We start from the raw sequence: 21,372 nt of genomic DNA, 5'->3' as shown, positions 1-21,372 counted from the left end.
TTCACGACCCGGTCGGTACCTCGCTCAACCGGCCATCAAAACCGACATGCCCAAGGCGTTCGACATCAGCAATGCACCGTTCGATCGCCTGACGCCGGGCGAAGCCGAGATGCTGCGGGCGTCGCTGGATGTGGCATATTTCCGTCCCGGCGACGTGATCCTCGGCAAGGGCGCGCCCGCGGATGCGCTCCACGTCATCATCAAGGGCACGGTCGAGGAGCGCGACGAAGCCGGGCTGGTGGCCCTGCTCGGCCAGAAGGACACTTTCGACAGCCGCGCGCTCGTCCACGACCAGAACGGGCACGCGTTTCTGGCACGCGATGAGACGCTTTGTTACACCATTCCCAGGAAGGTTGCGCTCGACCTGATCAAGGCGAACCCGCGCTTTGCCGCCTTCTTCTACCGCGAAATCTCGCGGAAGCTGGACGAACTCGCCAATGACCAGGAGGCGGAACGTTTCGGTTCGCTGATGTATGCCAAGGTAGGCGAGCTTTTCCTGCACCCTCCGGCGTTTCTGGTTGCAGGGGATACGATCGAGGCCGCCGGTCGCCTGATGCGCCGGATCGACAGCAACGCGCTGTTTGTTCGCGATGGTGAGCGGGTCGGCATCATCACCGGAATGAGCCTGTCGAAGGCGGTGGTGCTGCGGCGCGAGTCGGTCGAGCTTCCGGTTGGTCTGCTCGCGAACTTCGACATCGTGTCGGTCCAACGCACCGATTTCGTGTCCTCGGCGCTCCTGCTCATGACGAAACACAACAAGCGCCGGCTCGCGGTGAAGGACGGCGAACGGTTGGTCGGCATTCTGGAGGAGATCGACCTGCTGGGATTTCTGGCAGGAAGCGCCCAGGTTACCGCCGGCCGGATCGATCGAGCCTCAAGCCAGCAGGATCTGGCCATCGCGGCACGCGAGATCGAAGCTCAAACACGGGTGCTGCGGCGACAAGGCGTCAAGGTGGAAGTGATCGCCGAGATCGTCTCCGACCTCAACAGACGCCTGCTGCGGCGATTGTTTGAAATGGTTGCGCCGGCCGAGATGCGCAGCGGTAGCTGCCTGATCGTGATGGGCAGCGAGGGGCGCGGCGAGCAGACGATGCGTACCGATCAGGACAACGGCCTCATCCTGTCCGCCCCTGTCGACGTCGAGACTCTTCAATCGTTCCGGAGCGGGTTCTCCAGTGCGCTGCAGGGTTTCGGTTTCCCGCCCTGTCCCGGCAATGTCATGGTAAGCAATCCGGCATGGTCCAAGCCGCTTGCTGACTACCTTGCGGATTTCCGTCGATGGGTTGCGCTCCCCGACGAGGCCGCGCACATGAATGTCGCCATCATCTATGATGCGCAAGCGATTGCCGGCAATTTGCAGCTGCTGCACAGCGCCAAAGCGGAGCTGATCGACCTGGTGCGGGGCGAGCAGGCCTTTCTGGCCCATTTCGCGCGCGCGGTCGATGCGTTCGAAACGCCCATCGGCCTGTTCAACAACCTGATCACGTCGGAGGGCACCGGGGACGCGCTCGACCTCAAGAAAGGCGGCATCTTTCCCATTGTCCACGGCGTTCGCAGCCTCGCGCTCGAGCAGGGTCTGCACGAGACCTCCACCGACAAGCGGATATCCCGGCTGTGCGACCTGGGCATATTGCGCACCGAATTTGGACGCGACCTGAAGCAGGCCTTCCGGTTCATGTTGATGCTCCGGCTCGACGCACAACTGGCCGCGTCGGCCGGCACGTCGGGCACCTTGGTAAGGCCGGCGCAGCTATCCAGCATGGAACGCCATCTGCTGCGTGACGTGCTTCAGGTGGTGAAACAGTTTCGCGAAATTGTTCGTCACCACTTCAAGCTCGCGATGTTCTAGAATGCTTCCGCGTGCGATCAAACGATTGCTCCACCAGGCGACCCTGAGCGATCAGTCGTACCGTTTCATGTTCGATCGCCCCCCGGACGACGACCTCGTCGCCATTGACTGCGAGACGACCGGCCTCAACGTGCGGAAAGACGACGTTGTCACCATTGCTGCCATCAAGATCCGCGGCAATCGAATCCTGACCAGCGAGCATTTCGAAGCAGTCGTGCACCCCGACAGCGAGATGAAGACGGAGGCGATCAAGATCCACCGCTTGCGTCAGTCCGATGTCGAGGCCGCGCCAATCGTCTGGAAGGTGCTGCCGAGTTTTCTGCGCTTCATCGGTTCGCGTCCCCTGATTGGCTATTACGTCGACTTCGACGTCGCTATGCTGGACAAGTACATCCTTCCGCTGGTGGGCATCGAACTGCCGAACCGGCGGATAGAAGTCTCGCGGCTCTACTACGAGCGCAAATACGCCGACGCGCCGCCCAACACGTCGGTCGACCTCTCGTTTTCCGCAATCCTCAAGGACCTCCGTATTCCCTCGCTCAATCAGCATGATGCGTTCGACGACGCATTGATGACGGCGATGATGTTCGTTCAGTTGCGCGACCTTGCCCAGCGCGGTGGGCGGATCGCGCGCCAGCGCACCAGCCCCGTTTTCAATCCGACCGGGGCATGATCGAGCCCTGGTCCGGTAGAGCCGAAAGGTTTCAGCGCACGTTCTTGCCAACCGTGAAGACGTACATGTCCCAGAACGTCTCGGGGTGCTCGACCTCGAAGCGGTGCCACTGGTCGAGATTGGTCTCGTCGGCCGTGCCCGGAAACTGTTTGCGGAATTGCTCGAGCACCGCCGGATCGTCAAACGGCTCGAAACCCCCGAACGACAGGTCGTGCTCGTTCAGGAATGCCGCGATCTCGGGAATCGTCAGGCGATGTTCCATGACATTGAACAGCAGATCGCGGCAGCCGCTCATGCTGTAGAAATCCTTGGCGCTGATCAGCGGCTTCCATTGTTCGGCTTCGCGAAAAATGTCCTGGCGGCACCGTCTGATGTCGTCCGCGGTGGTGCGATAATTGCGCGTGGCGATGCGGGCACGGGCCTCCACGATGACGCGGCGGGCCAGATCGCTGTAAAGGCCGATGCGCATCGCGCCGCCCGGCCGCAGCAGCGAGACCAGTACGTGCCAGCCGGCAAAAGGCTCGGCCAGATGGTGCAGCACGCCGACCGATTCGATGCTGTCGAAGGTGCGACCGATCGCGCCCAATTCCAGGATATCCGCCTGCGCATATTCGATGTTGTGCAAGCCCAGCTCCCGCGTCTTGCGGCGCGCATAAGCAAGGCTGGTCATGCTGATGTCAACCGCGAGCACGCGGGCATTCGGATAGACCTGCGCGATCTGGATCGCGTGCGAGCCGGTGCCGCAACCCGCGATCAGGATGTCCAGTCTGGCTTGCTGTTCTTCGGTCGCGACGGTTCGTCCCCGCGCTCGATCGGCCGCGAATGCCGTCAGCGGGTTGATGGTCCAGCGCGGGTAGGGATTTTCCTCGTATTGGCGCATCACTTCGACGGATACATCGTTCTTGATCGGGGTGAGCGTCGCAATGGCGCCGCGCTCTTCCGCCTCCTCGCGCGGCTCGCGAAGCTGTACCTTTAACAGGCCGGCTACGGCCTTGGGCCAGTCCCGCCGCAGCAGCGCGTCCGTCCCAGGCAGGGCATGAAGCGGAAAATAGGCCGCCACCACCGCCAGCGTGATCGGCGCGATCGCGGCCGCCGATGCGAGGTCTTTCAGCAATCGATCGCGCAATGCGCCGGCGAGTTCGCCTTCCGCCTGGCTCTGTCCGCAGGCATATTCGTTGATGAAGCATTGCCGGGCGAGCGCGCAGGCAAAGCCGACGATCTCGTCGTCCGCTGCGTCCTGATCGCTCGCGCGCCGCAACAGCTCGGCCCGTGCATAGCCGAGCAGCACCTCGAGTTGCATGCTTGCCAGCGTCGTCGCTTCCATCGAGGCGCACAAGAACAGGTCGCGAGCAAGCAGGCCGATGCTGTCAGTGCCGAACAATTCGGTGCTCGTGACCGGCAGCGGCCATTTGCCGGCGATCCGCCCGATATAGGCGGTGACGGTCGGGCTCTGCATGATGAAGCCGACGGCCTTCGTATCCATGCCGAGCGCCAGCGCCTTGGCGAAATGTGCGGCCGCCTTGGCGCGATTGCCCGCCGCCTGGTACGAATTGCCGGCATTGTAGTGGCAGGCGGCGTTCACCTCGTCGGAGGTAATCGCTTTCGCGAACATCTTCGCGGCAGCCCGGTGATCGCCGGCTGCCTGCGCCATCAGGCCGAGAAGATTGAGGCTCTGCACATGGGTGGGCTCGCGCGCGAGAATGTGCCGGCAGATCTCCTGCGCTTCGTTGAAGCGGCGCATCCCGTAGAAGCGGCTTGCCTCGGCAGCAAGGTCGGCAATGCTGACGCTGGCGGAGCCGAACGCGGGTGCGCTTTTGCCGGACTCGTCTCGTCGCTTACCGGCCGCCCGCCGTTCTTTTCGGTTCATGTTCCGTCAACTGGCCCAAGCTGCAAGATACTGCCGCACCGGCCGGCTTGCAGCCGCGCATCGACAGTCACGTCAGGCAGACATAGGGCCGAACGTACTTGCAGCCAAGGATATTCTAGGCTCAGCCCGGGATCCGCACCGGCAGGTTCTCGATGCCGCGGACGAAGCTGGAATAGACCCGCTTCGGTTCGCCGACCACCTCGATGCGGTCGAAGCGCTTCAGCATCTCCTGCCAGACGATCTTGAGCTGCAGCTCGGCGAGCCGCATGCCGACGCAGCGGTGGATGCCGAAGCCGAACGACAGATGGATGCGCGGCCGGGCGCGATCGATGATGAACTCGTCGGGGCGGTCGATCACCTCGTCGTCGCGGTTGCCGGAGACGTACCACATCACGACGCGGTCGCCCTTCCTGATCGTCTTGCCGCCGATTTCGGTGTCCTGGAGCGCGGTGCGCCGCATGTGCGCGAGCGGCGTCTGCCAGCGGATCACCTCCGGCACCATGGTGTCGATCAGCGCGGGGTTCTCCTTCAGCTTCCTGAACTGGTCGGGATGCTCATGCAGCGCCAGTACCGAGCCGCTCATGGTGTTGCGCGTGGTGTCGTTGCCGCCGACGATCAGCAGGATGATGTTGCCCATCAGATTGTCGGGGTCCATGTGCCGGGTGGCGTCGCTGTGCGCCATCATCGACAGCAGGTCGTTGCGCGGGGCCGAGTTGACGCGCTCGTTCCACAGCTTCGAGAAATAGGCGTAGCACTCGTCCATTTCCTGCCGCCGCTGTTCCGGCGAGTTGACGATGCCGCTCTTCGGCAGCGCGGTGGAGACGTCGGACCAGCGCGTCAGCTTGCGCCGCTCTTCCCAGGGAAAGTCGAACAATGTCGCCAGCATCTGGGTGGTCAACTCGATCGAGACGCGTTCGACGAAATTGAAGGTCTCGTTGCGCGGCAGGTTGTCGAGCACGCTCGCCGAACGCTGGCGGATCAGCTTCGCCAGCTCGTCGAGATGCGTTGGCGTGAACATCGGCGACACGGTCTTGCGCTGATGGGCGTGCTTGGGCTGGTCCATCGCGATGAAGCTCGGATAGTCGTAGCCGGGCGGCACGTCGCGGATCGAGATGCCGCCGAGCGTGGAGTCGGAGGAGAAGATGCCGTGGCTGGTGTCGACATGCATGATGTCGTTGTACTTCACGACCGACCAATACGGCTCGATCGGCGCATTGGTGCAGTAGTGCACCGGCTCTTCCTTGCGCAGCCGCTCGAACCACGGCCACAGCGTGTCGTTCTGGAATAGTTTTGGCGCGCCGGGGTGAAAATCCCTGAGGGGCGTCGCATAGGCTTTCTCGCGCGCCTGGCGCAGCAGCTCGGCCCGGTCGGCGCGGATGGCGGTCTGGACGTTCATCTCAGCTAGCTCCAGTGAATTTTCTGACTTCCACCTCTCCCGCTTGCGGGGGAGGTCGGATCGCATCGAAGATGCGATCCGGGTGGGGGCTTTCTCCATACCAAGAGTGTCACTTGCGGCGACACCCCCACCCCAACCCTCCCCCGCAAGCGGGAGAGGGAGTTAAATCGTCACGCGTCAGGCGGCAATGCGCACGGGCAGCGTCTCGTAGCCCTTGATGAAGCTGGAATACACCCGCTGCGGCTCCTCCACCACCTCGATCGTGTCGAAGCGCTTGAGGATTTCCTCCCAGATGATCTTCAGCTGCAGCTCGGCGAGCCGCAGCCCGACGCAACGGTGGATGCCGAAGCCGAACGAGATGTGGGTGCGCGGCCGGGCGCGGTCGATCAGGAACTCGTAGGGCTTCTCGATCGCCTCTTCGTCGCGGTTGCCCGAGACGTACCACATCACGACCTTGTCGCCCTTCTTGATCTGGCGGCCGCGGAACTCGAAGTCGGCGAGCGCGGTGCGCCGCATATGGGCGAGCGGGGTCTGCCAGCGGATCACTTCGGGCACGAAACTGTCGATCAGCGCTGGGTTCTCCTTGAGCTTGCGGTATTGCTCCGGATGCTTGCTGAGCGCGTAGATGCTGCCGGACAGCGTGTTGCGCGTGGTGTCGTTGCCGCCGACGATCAGCAGGATCAGGTTGCCGAGGAAGTTCTTCGGATCCATGTTCCGCGTGGCGTCGCTGTGCGCCATCATCGAGAGCAGGTCGCTCTTCGGCGGCTGGTTGCTGCGCTCCTTCCAGAGACTTGCGAAATAGCTCGCGCATTCCATTAGTTCGGCCTGCCGCTCGTCCTCGGTGGCGACGAGGCCGCCGGCGCCGGGCAGCGTGGTCGCGACGTCGGACCAGCGGGTCAGCTTGCGACGGTCCTCCCACGGGAAGTCGAACAGCACCGCGAGCATCTGCGTGGTCAGCTCGATCGAGACCTTGTCGACCCAGTCGAACACCTCGCCGCGCGGCAGATTGTCGAGGCACTCGGTCGAGCGGTTGCGGATATTGATCGCGAGCTCGTCGAGGTGCGTCGGGGTGAACATCGGCGCCACGGTCTTGCGCTGCGCCGAATGGCGCGGCTGATCCATCGCGATGAAGCTTTCACGGCGCAGATCCGGCGGCACGTCGCGGATGGTGATGCCGCCGAGCGATGCGGCCGAGGAGAACACCGCGTGGTTGGTCTCGATGTCCATGATGTCGTTGTAGCGGGTGATCGACCAGTACGGTCCGAACATCGAATCCTTGCAGTAGTGCACCGGATCCTCGCGGCGCAGCCGGTCGAAATACGGCCAGAAGGTATCGGTCTTGAACAGCTCGGGATGGCCGGGATCGTAATCTGCGAGCGCAAGCGTGTTGGCGCGTTCGCGTGCGGCATCCAGATTGGTGTCGTCGACCAGATCGATGGTCCCGTGCATGAGCGGCTCCTCAACCGTTTCGCGGCCGGGGCATCGCCGGCGCGGCATGTTTTACCGAATTACATTCTCATTCCGCGGTTTGCGCAAGGGCTCTCAACGCGCATTTGGCCGCATTGATGTCAGGTCAAGCGGCCGAATCCGGGCTTTTCGCCGGGGGAGGGGACGAGGCGCCGACCAACGCTGTTTGAAACGGCGTTTGATATTGGTCGGGCCGCGAGGGCGGCGTCTATTGGGTGCCGGGCTTTTCGCAGGGGTAGGTGTCCTGCATGCCCCACAGCAGCAGGAGAGCGACCACCATCTCGCCTTTCGCGGACCGCTTGTCGGCCGACTTGAGCATGATCTCTTCGGTTTGCTCGCTGGTCAGCGCGAGGCTGTCGGGCATGCAGAACAGCAATTGGCCGCCGTGCCGCTTCAACCAGGCATTGGAAGCCATCAGGCCGCCCCTGACGCCGTCCAGGTACATATGATTGAAGATGCGAATGTTCTCATTCTTCGGATTGCGATAGGAATCCAGCCGCACGTCGACGGCAGCGGCGGGAGCCGCCGTGAGCGCCAGAAAGCACGCCGCCAAGATCCATCTGTTCATCGCCAAGGTTTCCTCGCGCTTGCGGCGGCGTCTTTGCCGTTCGGCTTGTCGGCTAAGTCGGCAAATTACCGCTTTGGGTTCGAATCGCGCGACCTCGATGTGAGAAAACGGGCGGCAGCTCGGCTCACGACCGATCTCCAGCGGTCCCGTTAAGGGAAAGCCAACCCCACCCAGCCAAAAGCCGCCCGCGCTCTCGACCTGCTGTGAAACCTGGATCACACTCACAGCGACAAACCTGTGCTTTTGATGCGCAGAGATTGTCCCGTCCTGGAGCTATCCCGTGAACGACATGAGCTGGACCCCGCCGGGGCCGCCGCAGCCGCGACCGCAACCGGTTCCGCCGCCGATGCCGGTGGCGTTTTCCGGGAGCCGGAACGAGTTCTTCCGCCTGGTCTCGCGCGGCGCCGGGCTCGAGCTCGTCACGCTCGGCTTCTACCGGTTCTGGCTCACCACGGACATCCGCCGTCACCTCTGGTCGAACACCCTGATCAACGGCGATGCGCCGGAATATACCGGCCGCGGCAAGGAGCTCCTGATCGGCTTCCTGGTCGCGCTGGCGATCCTGGTGCCGGTCTATCTCGGCTACGCCTTGCTCGTCATCGAAGCCGAGCACGGCCAGACCTTCTCCTCGCTGCCGATGGTCGCCTTCTTCTATCTGTTCGGCCAGTTCGCGATCTACCGCGCGCGGCGCTATCGGCTCACCCGAACGGTGTGGCGCGGCGCCCGCTTCTGGATGAGCGGCTCGGGCTGGATCTATGCGCTGAAGGCCTCGCTGTGGGGCCTGCTGGTCGTGATCACGCTCGGCCTGGCGCTGCCCTGGCGCGAGGCGGCACTCGAGCGCTACAAGATGCGGCATTCCTATTACGGCGATCTGCAGGGCTCGTTCGAGGGCCGCGGCTGGGATTTCTTCAAACGGGGCTGGTGGCTCTGGCTCTTGATGCCGTTCGCGCTGGTCTCGGTGTTCGGCCCGTTCGCCTATGCCGCGTTCAAGGCGATCGAGTGGCGCTGGTGGCTGTCGGGCATCCGCTTCGGCGAGGTCAGGCTGGAATCCACCATGCGCCGCAGCGCGCTGATCGGGCTGTACTGGAAAGTGATCGGCTGGGCCGTGCTGCTCGGCGCGCTGTTCTCGGCCTATCTCGCGCTCTGCATCTTCCTGGCCGCGAGCATGGCCGGCTCCTCGATCGCGGACTTCTTCAGAACCGAGGCGTTCGCCAGGAGCATTCCCCTGATGGTCCTGCTCGGCATCGGCTATCTTGCCCTTGCGCTGGCGATGAACGTGGTGATGCGGGTCTATCTGATGCGCGATCTCTGGGTCCGGGTGCTGTCGTCGACCATCGTGTACAACATCGAGGCAGCGGCCAATGTCACCGCGCGCGGCGAGCTCGCCAACGCGCTCGGCGAAGGCTTTGCCGACGGCCTCGACGTTGCGGGATTCTAGCGCCATGGAAGCCGATGTCAGCCAGGCCAATTCCGCGGCGCCACCTGTCCCGGGGGCGGTATTCTTCGACGGCGCATCGAACCGTCGGCGCATCGTCGCGCTCGAATTGTCCGATGCGCTGGAGATCAGGGAAGGCGGCGAACTGCTCGCGCGCTGGGCGTTTGCCGACATCCGCCGCGCCGACAGCCCGTCCGGCCTGCTGCGGCTGAGCTGCCTGACCGCGCCGGCTCTGGCGCGGCTCGAAATCCGCGACGCGCAGCTGACGGCCGCGCTGGTCGCGCGCTGCGACAGGCTCGAGCAGGACCTGCCGAACCGCAAGGGCGTCGCCGGCATCGTCGGCTGGTCGCTCGCGGCCGCGGTGTCGATCGTGCTGGTGGTGCTGTTCGGCGTGCCGCTTGCCGCCGAGCGGCTCACGCCGCTGGTGCCGGATTCCTTCGAGCGGCGTCTCGGCGATGTCGCCGAGGCGCAGGTCAAGGTGGTGTTCGACGGCAAGCCGTGCGGCAACGCGGCCGGCCAGGCGGCATTCGAGAAGCTGGTCGGCAAGCTGCGGGAGACCGCGGGCCTCGACAATTCGGTGCAGTCGGGCGTGCTGGCGACCTCGGTGCCGAACGCCTTCGCGCTGCCGGGCGGCAAGGTCTATCTGTTCGAGGGGCTGTTGGAGAAGGCCGAAAATCCCGACGAGATCGCCGGCGTATTGGCGCATGAGCTCGGTCATCTCCGCCATCGCGACAGCATGCGCGAGCTGATCCACAATGGCGGCACCTCGTTCCTGATCGGGCTGCTGTTCGGCGACATCACCGGGTCCGGCGCGCTGCTCTTCGCCTCGCGCTCGCTGGTGACGTCATCCTATTCGCGCGACGCCGAGACCAATGCCGACAGCTTTGCGATCGAGACCATGCACAAGCTCGGCCGCCCGGCGAAGCCGATGGGCGAACTGATGTTCCGCGTCACCGGCAAGGAAGGCGGCAAGGGACTCTCGCTCGTCTCCAGCCATCCGCTGACCGAGGATCGCCTCACGCGCATGGACAAGGCCGATGCCGGCAGCCGGGCCAACGGCCAGCCGCTGCTGTCGTCCGCCGAATGGCAGGCGCTGAAGGGCATCTGCGGGGCGGGCAAGGTGTGAAGCAGGCGGATTTCGAGACTGGAGCAGTCCCATGCCGCGTGAGGACAGATACTGGTTTCCCGCCAAGCGCTACGGCTGGGGCTGGGGACCTCCGAACAACTGGCAGGGCTGGTCGGTTGTCGCGGGCTTTGTCGCGCTGATCGCCGTCGGCGCAGCGACGATCCTGCCGCATTCTCCGGCACGCTTCATCGCCTATGTCGTCGTGCTGAGCGTCCTGCTCACCGGCGTGTGCTGGTGGAAGGGCGAGCCGCCCCGCTGGCGCTGGGGCGGCGACTAAAGCGGGATGAGTTTTGATTGAATCGGCTTTGGCGCGGTCTCGGTTCACCTCTCCCAAAGGGAGAGGTGAACCGAGACGCCGTTCCAGCAGTAGCTGACAGCCGAACCTCTACTTCACCAGCCTGAACTTGCCGCCGTCGACCTTGATCAGGAACGCCGAGCGTTCGTCATAGCCATTGTGGTCGGTCGCGCTCATCGTCGAGAGGCCGTTGTTGAGGTAGACGTCCTTGCCGCGTTCGAGCTCGTCGCGCAGTGCGGCGCGGAATTCCGGCGTGCCGGGCTTCGCCGTCTTCAGCGCGCTCGCCGCCGCCCGTTTGAACAGCGTGACGGCGTCCCACAGATGCGCGCCGAAGATGTTCGGGCTCGAGCCGTTGACCTTCTCGTAGGACGTCACGAACGCGTCGCGCGCCTGGCGGAACGGATCGCTCGCCGGCAGATCGTCGGCGATGGTGAAGGCCTCGCCGGTGAAGATTGCGCCCTCGACATTGGCGCCGCCGAGCTTGATGAATTCCTCCGACGCAACGCCGTGGGTCTGGAAGATCTTGCCGGCATAGCCGCGGCTGCGCAGCGCCTCCTGCGGCAGCACCGCCGGCGTGCCTGCGGATGCGATGAAGATGGCCTCCGGGTTGGTCGCGATCACCTTCAGCGCCTGGCCCATCGCGCTGGTGTCGGCACGCGCATAGACCTCATGCGTCGTGACGGAGAGGCCGAGCGTGGGTGCCAGCCGTGACACCTCATTGTAATAGCCTTCGCCATAGCCGTCGGACACGCCGATATAGCCGAGCGTCTTGATGCCGGATTTCGTGATGTATTTCAGGATCGCCGCCGCCATCAGATCGTCATTGGGCACCACCTTGAACGCCCAGCGGCGGCGGTCGTCCATCGGCCGCACGATCGCGGTCGCCGCCGCGAGCGAGATGATCGGCGTCTTGGATTCGAACGCGACGTCGAGCATCGGCATGGTAACCGGGGTCAGCGAGGAGCCGATCAGGATATCGACGCCGTCCTGGATCACGAGGCGGCGGGCATTCTGCGTGCCCTTGGTCGGGTCGGACTCGTCGTCGAGCGCGATGTAGACCACCTTCTCGCCGCCGATCTCCTTCGGCAGCGCGGCAATGGTGCGCATCTGCGGCTGGCCGAGCGCCGAGCCCGGCCCGGATGCGGACACCACGACGCCGACCTTGATGTCGGCACGCGCGTCCGGCGCGATCAGGAGCGCGCCCGCAAGTACCCAGAGTCCGGCCATGGCCAGCTTCATTGCAAATCCTCCCCAGCAGGTTCTTTTTTCTATAATGCGCGGCCGATGATAGCCGACCGGCGTCCGGTTCGGCATCTTATTGATTCCACCGGATGCGTCTGTCCCCCTGATTGGGGACACAGGGGAAGGTTGGTGATCCGGCCGCGACCCGGTCCTGAAACCTCGCGTTTACCACTTCCTTAAAGGCCGCGAGAACCAGTTTCCCTAATCGGGCAGCAACGACCTGCTGCTATTGAAAGATCAGAAGAGGGAGTACGAACCATGTTCAGCATCGTTCGGATCCTGGTTTTGATCGCATGTGCGCATGCGGGATCCACGTACGCGGAAATGCCGCCTGACGGCTCGCGGCCTTTGCAAGCAGTTCACGCAGTCCACGTCGATGAGTGAGCCTCATCCGATCGCGCCCGAGCACGCGCGCGCCATCTGCGAGGAGATCGGCGAGCGGTTGCGCTACGCCCTGCGCGGAGATTACGCCGATCTGCCGCCAAGGCTGCAAGAGCTCGTGGATGAGCTAGCTCGGCAGGATTGTCAGGTGCCGTCGCTGTTGCCGACGACGGCGGACAGGAGGAGACCGCTGGTCGTCGCGGCCTAGGTCTTGGTTCACGACGACCTACCGACCTGCCGATTGGAAATGTCCGGCGGTTGAATGTGTGCTAGCCTGCATCCCGGGATGGAATTGCCGTCCGGCATCTTGGGAGGACCTGGCTATGAAAGGCTCGTCGTTCTTCACGAATCTCGCTGCCACCGTCTTGTCGATCGCGCCGCTGCTGTGCGGATCGAGCGGCCCGGCTCGGTCGCAGCCCAGCCCGCTGCCCAGCATTTCGGTCGAGGCGCCGCGGCACGTCGGCGTGCAACCGAGGCCGAAGCAGCACGCGGCTGCTCGCAGCACCGCGTCTTCGTCTCCGCATGCGGCTGCGACCTCGGTGTTCTGCATCGGCGGTTGCATGACGAGCATGAAGTCAGGTGACCGCCCCTGGATCGGCTGCTCCTGGTCCGCCGGCGCATCTGCTTATACCGGATGCCGAAACATCGGGCCCGGCGGCGTGCCCTTCAAGAGCTATAATCAGTGCACGGAAATCGGACTGAATAACGGTTGGAGGAGCGGTGAAGTCTCCGCGTATTGCACCAACCTGGCTTTGAAGTAGGTAGGCGCAAGTCCGCGCTACACGTTCTTCGCGACCTTCCGCGTTCGCGTCGGTCCGGCGCCGGCGATCGTCGGCTTGATGTTCCACACCGCGCGCACGGCCGCGAAGGCGTGCGCGATCACCGGCTCCTGGCGACGGGCGGCCAGGCAGGCGAAAGAGAGATCGCAGGTGAGCTTCACCCGGTCGGAGACCACGAACTGATGCGGGCGCGCCATCCGTGGCGCCAGCACGCTGTCGCGCGCGAGGCTGAGGCAGAGCCCGGATTCGACGAAGTCGATCATCGCCTCTTCCTGATCGGTGTAGCCCACGCGTTTCGGCAAGGCGCCGAGCGGACGGAAGATGTCGTCGAGCATCCGGCGGTGGCCGGAATGCGGCGGTGTCGCGAGCCACGGCAGCTCGGCAAGCTCCGCCCAGTCCTTGCCGATCACCCGGTCCCGCCAGCCGATCGGCGCGATCACGCGGTAGTGGTAGCTCAGCAGCGGCGCCAACTGGTAGCGGCCGTCGGCGATGGTCCGCTCAGCGAAGCTGTGATGGTTGAGCTGCTCCGGCGGCGTGGCGTCGACGTAATAGCTGACGTCGAGCTCGCCCCGGCCGACCTGCGCTAGCACGTCGTCGCTGACGCCGTGGCGCAGAAACACTTCGGTGCGTTGCGAGGACATCGCAAGGCTGCGCACGAACGGCCCGAGCCGGGTGAATTCGGGGTCGAGGATGGTGCCGACGCGCAGCGTGCCGCGCTGCGCCTCGTTCAGCGAGTCGGCCATCGCCTTGAAGTCGGATGCCGCGGCTACTGCGCGGTGCGCCAGCGGCAGCAGCGCGGCTCCGGCCTCGGTCAGCGTGAAGCCGCCAGGGGTGCGGTTGAACAGCTGCAGCCCGGTGCTTTCCTCCAGCGCCTTGAGTTGCAGGCTGACCGCCGGCTGGGTCAGTTTCAGCATCGCTGCAGCGCGCGATACAGTGCCCTCACGGGCAACCGTGATGAAGCAACGCAAGGCCTGGGTACGGGGAAGCTCGCTCATTGCGTGAGCTTATAGCACACTTTTCCTGCCGTGCATCCGACCTTGTCGCGTAATTATAATACAACCAATGCGAGAAATCAGGATGGCCGCCACGCAACCATGCCTTCGGTCCGCGCGCGCACCTCCGGCGAGGCAAGGCAGGTTGCGACCGCCTCATAGCCGGGCGCGCCGGGCACGGGCGTGACGCAGATCGGCCGGCTGTGATTGGCGGGGCACAGGATGATCGCTTCGTCGTCGCCGACCGCATCGAGGTCCAGAATCGCGTTGGAGCGCGTGAGGAAGAACAGCGGCCGCGCCTCGGGCCCGCGGCGGCGCAGATGCGCGATCACGGCTTCCTGGCTGGCCGCATCGAGCCCTTGCTCGAGCATGTCGATCACCAGGATCGCGTCGCCATTGGCCTCGAGAGCGGCGAGCAGGGCGGTCAGTGCGGCTGAATCCACCGCGCCCTCGGCGAGCAGGGCGGCAAGGCTCGCCTCGACCCTCGCCTTGTGCGCCGGGTCGGCATCGAGCCGCGCGCGAACGGCCGCGCCGCCGTCAGCGGCACGGTCCAGCCCCACGAAGCTGGCGTCGGGCAGCACGTCGGCGAGCCGCTCTGCGAGGCGCGTCTTGCCGCTGCCGAGCGGCCCGACGATGTAGTTCAGCAGCTTGATGTCATGCAGTTCGAAGCGCTCGCCGCCCCACGGCCACGGCAGATCGAACGCGACGCCGATCGCGCGCCGTACCCTGACCGCACCGATGAGATCGCACGTCGCGGGCATCTTGCCGCGGCCGAGGTCGGCGCGCAGCCGGCGCACCCTGGCGATGCTGTCGCCGCTCTGGCGGATGCGTGCTTCGAGCGTGGCCTCGTGCGCGGCCAGCACGCGATCGAGGATCACTGCGTCGCCGCTCAGGATCCGCGTCACTTCATTGATGCTGAGGCCGAGCGCGCGCAGCGCGACGATTTCGGCGCCGCGCGCCATCTCGGCCGCACCATAGGCGCGCCATCCCGCCGGCGTGCGGCCAGGTGCGATCAGGCCGCGCTCCTCATAGAGGCGCAGCGCTTTCGCCGAGATTCCGAGCTGCCTTGCAGCTTCGGACGGACTGAGGAAACGGGCAGCAGGAGCATTCATCGAATCACCTCGCGTCGTCTGACCGCGCTTCTATGGAGGCGGCCGCAGGGGCAAGGTCAAGCGGGAGGTGCGACAAACCCGACGGGCAACTCGGATTGGTAGGATGGGTAGAGCGAAGCGAAACCCATCATTGGCGCCGCGGGTACGAATCGATGGATTTCGCTGCGCTCTACGCATCTGCGCGCCGTCAGCCTCAGTTGATTCGGGCGAAAGATGTCGCGAGAATGCGGATGCGCGACTCACGGCCCGTGCAACATACCCGGTGTCGTCCCTGCGAAAGCAGGGACCCATAACCACGAATGGTTGTCGGTGAGCGACGTTGGTACGACGAGTCCCTTCGATAACATCGGCTGCGGAGTATGGGTCCCTGCTCCCGTGCGCAATTGCGCACTAGGCAGGGACGACACTGGAGTGTGTGACGGGACGCTGCGTTCCCTATAACTCGCAGATGCCCTCACTCCAGATGGTTCACCTTCGCCACCCAGGCGCGGACGTCGGTGAGGACTTCGGGCAGCGCGGCCTTGACCTCCTGCACGTTCATGCCGGGCCTGATGCGGGGGTCGTAGAGCAGATTGAGCAGGTATTGGTCGTAGACGTCGAAAAAGCCCATCGAGACGCTGTCGTTGAACATGGTCCACGGCACGGTCGCGGTGTCGTTGATGGGGCCGAGCGACTGCAACAGCTCCTCATAGGCGCAGTCGAGGAAGACGAAATCGCCATTGTCGACGGTGAGGATGACGTCGGAATGCTCGATCTCGTAATTCTCGTTCTTGCGGAAGCCGGACAGGCATTGCGGGTCGAGCGAGGTGCGGATCTCCCTGGCGCGCTCCTGGCCGTAGAAAGTCGCGATCGTGCGATACAGCTCGCGGTCGCGCACCAGCTTGACCACGACATTGGCCGCGTCGTTGTTATCGGTCATCGCGATGTCGAGATGCTGCACCTTGGCTCGGATGTCGGCGATGACCTTGGCGAGCTGGACCTTGCGGTCGGCGCGGTTGCCGTCGGCGAACACGCGCACCGGCCTGTCGTATTTGCGGATGCGGTCGACCCGACCGGCGAGATGATATTCGGCGCCGAACGCGGTTTTAAGAAAGCCCTCGACGATCTCGGCGTCGGTGAAGACCTTCTTCTCGTTGCGCTGGCGCGAGGCGATGGCCGGAATCTCTGCGCCCGTCGCCGGTGCGATGGCGTCGGTGAGCGAGGTGGTGAGCGCCGCGGCGAGCAGCAGCAGGATCGGCGAGCAAGGTTGGCGCATTCGAACCACGCTGCCGCAATGCGCGCGGCAGCGCAAGCCGGGATCAGCGATCTTGCCGGATGAGCGCCTGGTTGCGTTGAAATCGACGCGATCAGTTCTTCACCACCACGGTGGCGCCGACCGAGACGCGATCATAGAGGTCCTTGACGTCGTCATTGGTCATGCGGAAGCAGCCCGACGAGACGGCCTGGCCGATCGTCTCGGGCTCGTTGGAGCCGTGGATGCGGTACAGCGTCGAGCCGAGATACATCGCGCGTGCGCCGAGCGGGTTCTCGATGCCGCCGGCCATGTGGCGCGGCAGATCGGGGCGGCGGCGCAGCATCTGCGACGGCGGCGTCCACGACGGCCATTCCTTCTTCGCGCTGATGCGGTGGACTCCGCCCCAGCGGAAGCCGTCGCGGCCGACGCCGATGCCGTAGCGCAGTGCCTGGCCGTTCGCCAGCACCAGATAGAGCCGGCGCTCCGCGGTGTTCACCACGATGGTGCCGGGGGCATAGTTGGTCGGGTAGTTGACGGTGGTGCGCGGGATCGGGCTCGCGCCGCCACCGCCGAAGAAGCTCGGGGCCTCGGACTGGTAGCCACGGGAGTCGAAGAACTGGGCCTGGGCCTGGCGGGCACCTGCCAGGATGGTGAGCGCGGCAAACATCACGGCAATCGGGCGCATCGTCGTCCTCGCGAACAATCAAATATGCAGCCAAAAAGGCCACAATCGCCGGCCTTTCGCAAGCGACGAAGCCGTGACTTCAGGCACTTTCGAACAGGACGGTTTAAAAAGGCAACAGACCGGAAGCGATAGCTGCATTGTCCGGCCAAACCTTTGACGAAGCGGATGAAGAATGGTTGATCTGGAGCGACCTCAAGAACATCTCGAAACGGGAGCGTGAGCATGAACGGTGCGGAAAGTCTGGTGCGGACATTGGTCGCAGGCGGCGTGGACGTCTGCTTTACCAATCCGGGCACCTCGGAGATGCATTTCGTCGCAGCTCTGGACAAGGTCCCCGGCATGCGCTGCGTGCTCGGCCTGTTCGAAGGTGTGGTGACCGGTGCGGCCGACGGCTATTTCCGCATGAAGGGAACCCCGGCCTCGACGCTGCTGCATCTCGGGCCCGGCCTTGCCAACGGTCTTGCCAATCTGCACAACGCCAAGAAGGCGCATTCCGGCATCGTCAACATCGTCGGCCAGCACGCGACCTACCACATCGGTTACAACGCACCTCTGACGTCCGATATCGAAGGCCTGGCGCGGCCGATGTCGTCCTGGGTGCGCACGTCACCCGATGCCAAGTCGGTCGCCGCCGATGGCGCGGCCGCGATCGCCGCGGCCAGGAGCGCGCCGCCGCAGATCGCAACCTTGATCCTGCCGGCCGACACCGCCTGGAACGAGGCCGACGGCATCGCCGAGGTGGCTGTCGATACGCAGCGCCCGAGCTATTCGCCGCAGGCGGTCGACACCGCGGCAAAAATCCTGCACGGCGATGCCGCGCACACGCTGCTGCTGGTCACCGGCAGCGCGCTGACCGAGCAGGGGCTGGCGCTCGCCGAGCGCATCGCCGGCAAGACCGGCTGCACCGTGATGGGCCAGACCTATCACCCGCGCATGGCGCGCGGCCGCGGCCGCTTCTCGATCAACCGCATCCCCTATGTGATCGAGCAGGCGCTGCCGATCCTGAAGAATTTCCGTCACATCGTGCTGGTCGAGGCCAACGATCCGGTGGCGTTCTTCGCCTATCCGAACAAGCCGAGCATGCTGAAGGCGGAAGGCTGCGAGGTGCATCGCATGACCGCCTGGGGCGAGAATTCGGTCGCAGCCCTCGGGGCGCTCGCCAATGCGCTGCATGCGACGGCGCAGGACGTCAAGCCGCAGCAGCACCAGGAGCTGGTCAAGCCGACCGGCGCGCTGAACCACACCGCGATCGCGCAGGCGATCGCGTGCGCGATCCCCGAGAACGCCATCATGGTCGATGAATCCGTCACCACCGGCCGGGGCTTCTTCCCGCCGACGGCGGCAGCCGCGCCGCACGACTGGCTGCAGAACATGGGCGGTTCGATCGGCTTCTCGACGCCGGTCGCGACCGGCGCCGCGGTTGCCTGTCCGGACCGCAAGGTGATCTGCATGGTGGGCGACGGCAGCGCGATGTACACCATCCAGTCGCTGTGGACGCAGGCGCGCGAAGGGCTCAACGTCGTGACCATCGTGTTCGCCAACCGGATCTATCAGATCCTGCGCGGCGAGTTCGACGGCGTCGGCGCCGGCGAGCCCGGCAAGCGGGCGCAGGACATGCTGAAGATCGATCGGCCGACGCTCGATTTCGTCGCGCTCGCGAAGGGCATGGGCGTGCCGGCGGTGGCGGTGACGACTGCCGACGAGTTCAACAAGGCGCTGGCTGATGCCGTCGCCGAGCCGGGCCCGCGGCTGATCGAAGTGCAGATGTAGCAGCGCGATTTGAAGAGGCCGCGGCGGCGGCCCAGTCCAGTCGGAGGCGCCAATGCAGACCGAGCTGAACAAGGTGATCGCCGCCGTGCAGGAGTTTTACGCGCAGGAAACGTTCCTGCTGGAGCGCGATCTCGGCGAGCGAACGCTTACTCACCGGCTGGCTGTCTATGTCGAGCGGCAGTTTCCCGGCTGGCAGGTCGATTGCAACTATGATCGGCTCGGCGAGCGCACGCTGCGGCTGCCGCGCGGCTCGGGGAGCTCGACCGATGACCATCTCGGCAAGTCGATCTATCCCGATATCGTCGTGCATCAGCGCGACATCCCGAACAATCTCCTGGCCGTCGAGCTGCGCAAGGACAGCAACCACCAGCCGCTCGAGCACGATCAGCGCAAGCTGCAGGCGCTGACCGATCCGAATGTCTGGTTTGCCTATGCAATGGGCATTCTGGTGATCGTCGGACAGCACGGCGTGAGCCATTCCGAAGTCTATGCCGGCGGCGCCATCGACAGCGCCATGTCGCGCTGGTTTGCGGAGCGCATACGCGAGAGCGGGCTCGCGGGCAGGCGCGACGATGGTGCCCAGCATTGACTCTGTCGCGATGAATCTTGCTCTGCATCGCAGTGATAGCCCGTTTGGATCATGCGTTGCCGCCGCACGCGCGTCACAAGAGAAGGTGCGGGAGGTGGAGCAATTCCTGGAGCTGGTGGTCAATTTTCAGAACGATCCGATGGCGGTGCGGACTATCGGCTCTGCGCCTCTTTCGCTCCCTCTCCCGCACTTTAATTTTCTGGTTCAATTCTCACTGTCTCAATTTTGGCTTGCCCAACTTGCCCCAAGCGGTCGGCGCATTTGATCGCGACGCGACGGGCGAGGCGGCATCCGCACCGAGACAGCAAGCAAAAAGGCCGCCTTTGGGGCGGCCTTTTCCGTGATCGTCAGATCCGTGATCGGCTACCGCGATTGTTTCTGTTTATTGCTTGGCCGCATCATCGCCGGTCGTGGCGGCGCCAGCCTTGGTGCCTCCCTTGGCGCTCGATTTCTTTCCGCTTTTCTTGGCTTTCTTCTTCGGCGCCATCTTGGTTGCCTCGCCCTTGGTCGCCGTGTCGCCGCTTTGCGCTGCGGGGGCCGGGCTGCTGCCGGCCTTGTCCTGCGCGAGCGCGGTGGACGAGACGAAGGCAAGCGCCGTGGCGGCGAGGATCAGTGTTCGCACCGGATGGTTCTCCCAAGTTGGTTTTCGGCGTCCCCTGAGCGGGACAGAATGTCGCAGGTTCCGCGACGTCGATCAGCAGTCCGTGAGCTGTGCCTGACCGGCATCCGCCACGAAGCGCCGGAACCGGGAACCGCACGCCGCGTTATGTCGCTGGGCAGGAGTTCCGAGGAGAGACGCCATGCGCTGGCGATCAGTGACGGAAACCACCAATACGGTGCTCGACACCGCCCCCGAGGACACCTTCTACACGGTGGGCTGGACCATCAGCGGCCTGGCGACACTGGCCACCATCGTCGCGGTCTGGATGTTTGGGATCTGAGGGCGAATCGGCGACCGGCTTGCCTCCGCCGGCGGGCAGTCGCTGCGTGCGCCGGTCGGCTACTTCCGCAAAATGGCCAGCGCTTCCCGGTAGAGCTGCGAGAAACCGAGCAAGAGCGCACTCGACAGCAGGAACATCGCGATGCTGTCATAATCGTCGGCCGTCGGCCAGGCGAATTCGAAATAGGGCGGCATGAACACCCACCAGACGATCGGTACCGTGATGATGGTGGCAAAGGCGCCGGCCGGTGCGCCGCCCATCAGACCGGCGATCAGGATCGCCGGCACGAAGGCCGCGAAATAGAACTGCATGCCGAAGCTCGCGAACATCTCCTGCGTCGCGGTGGCGAGCACCACGGCCAGCAGGGCGACGACGAACGTCGACAACGACCAAGGCCGCAGCTTCAGAATGTAATCATTGCCCTTGCGCATTGAGACGTCCCGGCCCCCGCGAGTTCCCGGAAGGTAGCCGAGGAAGCCTGCAAACAAAACCCCGTAGGACTCCGAGGGTCAGCGTTGTGCTCGGCATAGTGAAAAGGAACCGCGCCCCGGTCAAGCCGCTGCCGATTGTCGCGCTTATTGCATTGCGGCAAGGAGATATCCTATTCGGCCGCACGCCAATACGCCGGGCGTCATCGCCGCCAGCCTTTGCCGTTACGCCACGGCCTTCTTCTTCGATTTGCTCTTGGCCGGTTTTGCAGTAAGCCGGATTCCCATTGCCCCGATGATGCGCAGGATGGTTGCGAACTCCGGGTTGCCATTCTCGCCAAGCGTCTTGTAAAGCCCCTCTCTGGTCACGCCGGCGGCCCTGGCAACCTCGCTCATGCCTTGTGCTCGGGCGACGAGATTGAGGGCGTCTCGGACTTCGGCGGGATCGCCATCGGCGAGAACAATGTTCAGATACTCAGCTCGCGCCTCCGCTGTGCGAAGGTGTTCGGCGGCATCGAACTTCTTCAGTTTGCTGACTTTCAT

At 64.5% G+C, this 21,372-nt stretch carries 23 protein-coding genes; 11 read left to right on the top strand and 12 right to left on the bottom strand.

Features of this window, described 5'->3' with window-relative positions:
• Positions 1–46: 46 nt before the first annotated feature.
• Positions 47–1,849 (top strand): putative nucleotidyltransferase substrate binding domain-containing protein, encoded by a 1,803-nt coding sequence (locus tag ACVW1C_RS11585; RefSeq protein WP_456758520.1) that lies wholly within the window; start codon positions 47–49, stop codon positions 1,847–1,849.
• A 1-nt stretch (position 1,850) separates the two neighbouring features.
• A complete protein-coding gene (locus ACVW1C_RS11580) occupies positions 1,851–2,522 on the top strand; it encodes a 3'-5' exonuclease (protein WP_456758519.1) in 672 nt (223 codons plus the stop codon).
• Positions 2,523–2,553: 31 nt separating this feature from the next.
• Here the strand turns inward: ACVW1C_RS11580 and ACVW1C_RS11575 are convergent, their stop codons facing one another.
• The 4 genes from ACVW1C_RS11575 to ACVW1C_RS11560 all read right to left on the bottom strand — a co-directional run bounded on the left by ACVW1C_RS11575 (position 2,554) and on the right by ACVW1C_RS11560 (position 8,045).
• A complete protein-coding gene (locus tag ACVW1C_RS11575) occupies positions 2,554–4,389 on the bottom strand; it encodes a methyltransferase domain-containing protein (protein ID WP_456758518.1) in 1,836 nt (611 codons plus the stop codon).
• Between the two features lie 121 nt (positions 4,390–4,510).
• Positions 4,511–5,785, bottom strand: coding sequence for a cytochrome P450 (locus ACVW1C_RS11570; RefSeq protein ID WP_456758517.1), 1,275 nt, complete (start codon positions 5,783–5,785; stop codon positions 4,511–4,513).
• Between the two features lie 177 nt (positions 5,786–5,962).
• A complete protein-coding gene (locus tag ACVW1C_RS11565) occupies positions 5,963–7,234 on the bottom strand; it encodes a cytochrome P450 (RefSeq protein ID WP_456758516.1) in 1,272 nt (423 codons plus the stop codon).
• A gap of 226 nt (positions 7,235–7,460) precedes the next feature.
• Complete coding sequence (locus ACVW1C_RS11560; protein ID WP_456758515.1) at positions 7,461–8,045, bottom strand: hypothetical protein; 585 nt, start codon at positions 8,043–8,045, stop codon at positions 7,461–7,463.
• A 64-nt stretch (positions 8,046–8,109) separates the two neighbouring features.
• Here ACVW1C_RS11560 and ACVW1C_RS11555 point away from each other — a divergent pair, with 64 nt between their 5' ends.
• The 3 genes from ACVW1C_RS11555 to ACVW1C_RS11545 are packed head-to-tail and all read left to right on the top strand — an operon-like array spanning position 8,110 to position 10,658.
• Positions 8,110–9,258 carry a DUF898 family protein gene (locus ACVW1C_RS11555; protein ID WP_456763054.1) on the top strand — a complete coding sequence of 383 codons (1,149 nt, stop codon included), beginning with the start codon at positions 8,110–8,112 and terminating at the stop codon, positions 9,256–9,258.
• A 4-nt stretch (positions 9,259–9,262) separates the two neighbouring features.
• Entirely contained in the window at positions 9,263–10,381 is a 1,119-nt protein-coding gene (locus ACVW1C_RS11550; protein ID WP_456758514.1) for a M48 family metallopeptidase, read from the top strand.
• Between the two features lie 31 nt (positions 10,382–10,412).
• Positions 10,413–10,658, top strand: coding sequence for a hypothetical protein (locus tag ACVW1C_RS11545; RefSeq protein WP_456758513.1), 246 nt, complete (start codon positions 10,413–10,415; stop codon positions 10,656–10,658).
• 108 nt (positions 10,659–10,766) lie between these two features.
• Here ACVW1C_RS11545 and ACVW1C_RS11540 read toward each other — a convergent pair whose 3' ends face one another.
• Positions 10,767–11,915 (bottom strand): ABC transporter substrate-binding protein, encoded by a 1,149-nt coding sequence (locus tag ACVW1C_RS11540; protein ID WP_456758512.1) that lies wholly within the window; start codon positions 11,913–11,915, stop codon positions 10,767–10,769.
• Between the two features lie 379 nt (positions 11,916–12,294).
• On the opposite strand from ACVW1C_RS11540, the gene ACVW1C_RS11535 reads away from it, so the two are divergent.
• The gene (locus tag ACVW1C_RS11535) at positions 12,295–12,507 is read left to right on the top strand and encodes a hypothetical protein (protein WP_456758511.1); all 213 of its coding nucleotides are present in this window, start codon (positions 12,295–12,297) and stop codon (positions 12,505–12,507) included.
• A 115-nt stretch (positions 12,508–12,622) separates the two neighbouring features.
• On the top strand, positions 12,623–13,060 hold the full coding sequence (locus tag ACVW1C_RS11530; protein ID WP_456758510.1) for a hypothetical protein: 438 nt from the start codon (positions 12,623–12,625) through the stop codon (positions 13,058–13,060).
• Between the two features lie 17 nt (positions 13,061–13,077).
• On the opposite strand, the gene ACVW1C_RS11525 is transcribed toward ACVW1C_RS11530, so the two are convergent.
• The 4 genes from ACVW1C_RS11525 to ACVW1C_RS11510 all read right to left on the bottom strand — a co-directional run bounded on the left by ACVW1C_RS11525 (position 13,078) and on the right by ACVW1C_RS11510 (position 17,101).
• The gene (locus ACVW1C_RS11525) at positions 13,078–14,073 is read right to left on the bottom strand and encodes a LysR family transcriptional regulator (protein ID WP_456758509.1); all 996 of its coding nucleotides are present in this window, start codon (positions 14,071–14,073) and stop codon (positions 13,078–13,080) included.
• A gap of 77 nt (positions 14,074–14,150) precedes the next feature.
• Complete coding sequence (locus ACVW1C_RS11520) at positions 14,151–15,182, bottom strand: MerR family transcriptional regulator (protein WP_456758508.1); 1,032 nt, start codon at positions 15,180–15,182, stop codon at positions 14,151–14,153.
• A 454-nt stretch (positions 15,183–15,636) separates the two neighbouring features.
• Positions 15,637–16,437 carry a DUF2927 domain-containing protein gene (locus tag ACVW1C_RS11515; protein WP_456758507.1) on the bottom strand — a complete coding sequence of 267 codons (801 nt, stop codon included), beginning with the start codon at positions 16,435–16,437 and terminating at the stop codon, positions 15,637–15,639.
• Positions 16,438–16,528: 91 nt separating this feature from the next.
• A complete protein-coding gene (locus tag ACVW1C_RS11510; RefSeq protein ID WP_456758506.1) occupies positions 16,529–17,101 on the bottom strand; it encodes a L,D-transpeptidase in 573 nt (190 codons plus the stop codon).
• A 222-nt stretch (positions 17,102–17,323) separates the two neighbouring features.
• Between ACVW1C_RS11510 and ACVW1C_RS11505 the strand changes: the two genes are divergently transcribed.
• From ACVW1C_RS11505 to ACVW1C_RS11495, 3 genes are read left to right on the top strand one after another with little or no spacing between them, the layout of a single operon-like run.
• The gene (locus ACVW1C_RS11505; protein ID WP_456758505.1) at positions 17,324–18,871 is read left to right on the top strand and encodes an acetolactate synthase large subunit; all 1,548 of its coding nucleotides are present in this window, start codon (positions 17,324–17,326) and stop codon (positions 18,869–18,871) included.
• A gap of 52 nt (positions 18,872–18,923) precedes the next feature.
• On the top strand, positions 18,924–19,460 hold the full coding sequence (locus tag ACVW1C_RS11500) for a hypothetical protein (RefSeq protein WP_456758504.1): 537 nt from the start codon (positions 18,924–18,926) through the stop codon (positions 19,458–19,460).
• The gene (locus tag ACVW1C_RS11495; protein WP_456763297.1) at positions 19,444–19,725 is read left to right on the top strand and encodes a hypothetical protein; all 282 of its coding nucleotides are present in this window, start codon (positions 19,444–19,446) and stop codon (positions 19,723–19,725) included. The genes ACVW1C_RS11500 and ACVW1C_RS11495 overlap by 17 nt, the downstream gene beginning before the upstream one ends.
• Positions 19,726–19,842: 117 nt before the next feature.
• Here the strand turns inward: ACVW1C_RS11495 and ACVW1C_RS11490 are convergent, their stop codons facing one another.
• Positions 19,843–20,082 carry a hypothetical protein gene (locus ACVW1C_RS11490; RefSeq protein WP_456758503.1) on the bottom strand — a complete coding sequence of 80 codons (240 nt, stop codon included), beginning with the start codon at positions 20,080–20,082 and terminating at the stop codon, positions 19,843–19,845.
• A 178-nt stretch (positions 20,083–20,260) separates the two neighbouring features.
• Here ACVW1C_RS11490 and ACVW1C_RS11485 point away from each other — a divergent pair, with 178 nt between their 5' ends.
• The gene (locus ACVW1C_RS11485) at positions 20,261–20,401 is read left to right on the top strand and encodes a hypothetical protein (RefSeq protein ID WP_456758502.1); all 141 of its coding nucleotides are present in this window, start codon (positions 20,261–20,263) and stop codon (positions 20,399–20,401) included.
• A 59-nt stretch (positions 20,402–20,460) separates the two neighbouring features.
• Here the strand turns inward: ACVW1C_RS11485 and ACVW1C_RS11480 are convergent, their stop codons facing one another.
• Together ACVW1C_RS11480 and ACVW1C_RS11475 are read right to left on the bottom strand one after the other, a co-directional pair.
• A complete protein-coding gene (locus ACVW1C_RS11480) occupies positions 20,461–20,832 on the bottom strand; it encodes a DUF4118 domain-containing protein (protein WP_456758501.1) in 372 nt (123 codons plus the stop codon).
• Between the two features lie 222 nt (positions 20,833–21,054).
• Positions 21,055–21,372 (bottom strand): addiction module antidote protein, encoded by a 318-nt coding sequence (locus tag ACVW1C_RS11475; RefSeq protein WP_456758500.1) that lies wholly within the window; start codon positions 21,370–21,372, stop codon positions 21,055–21,057.

It is taken from the genome of Bradyrhizobium sp. USDA 4011 (genome assembly GCF_054063415.1).
The sequence above is the reverse complement of the archived record's forward strand: the minus strand, read 5'-3'. Positions and strand labels throughout refer to the sequence as shown.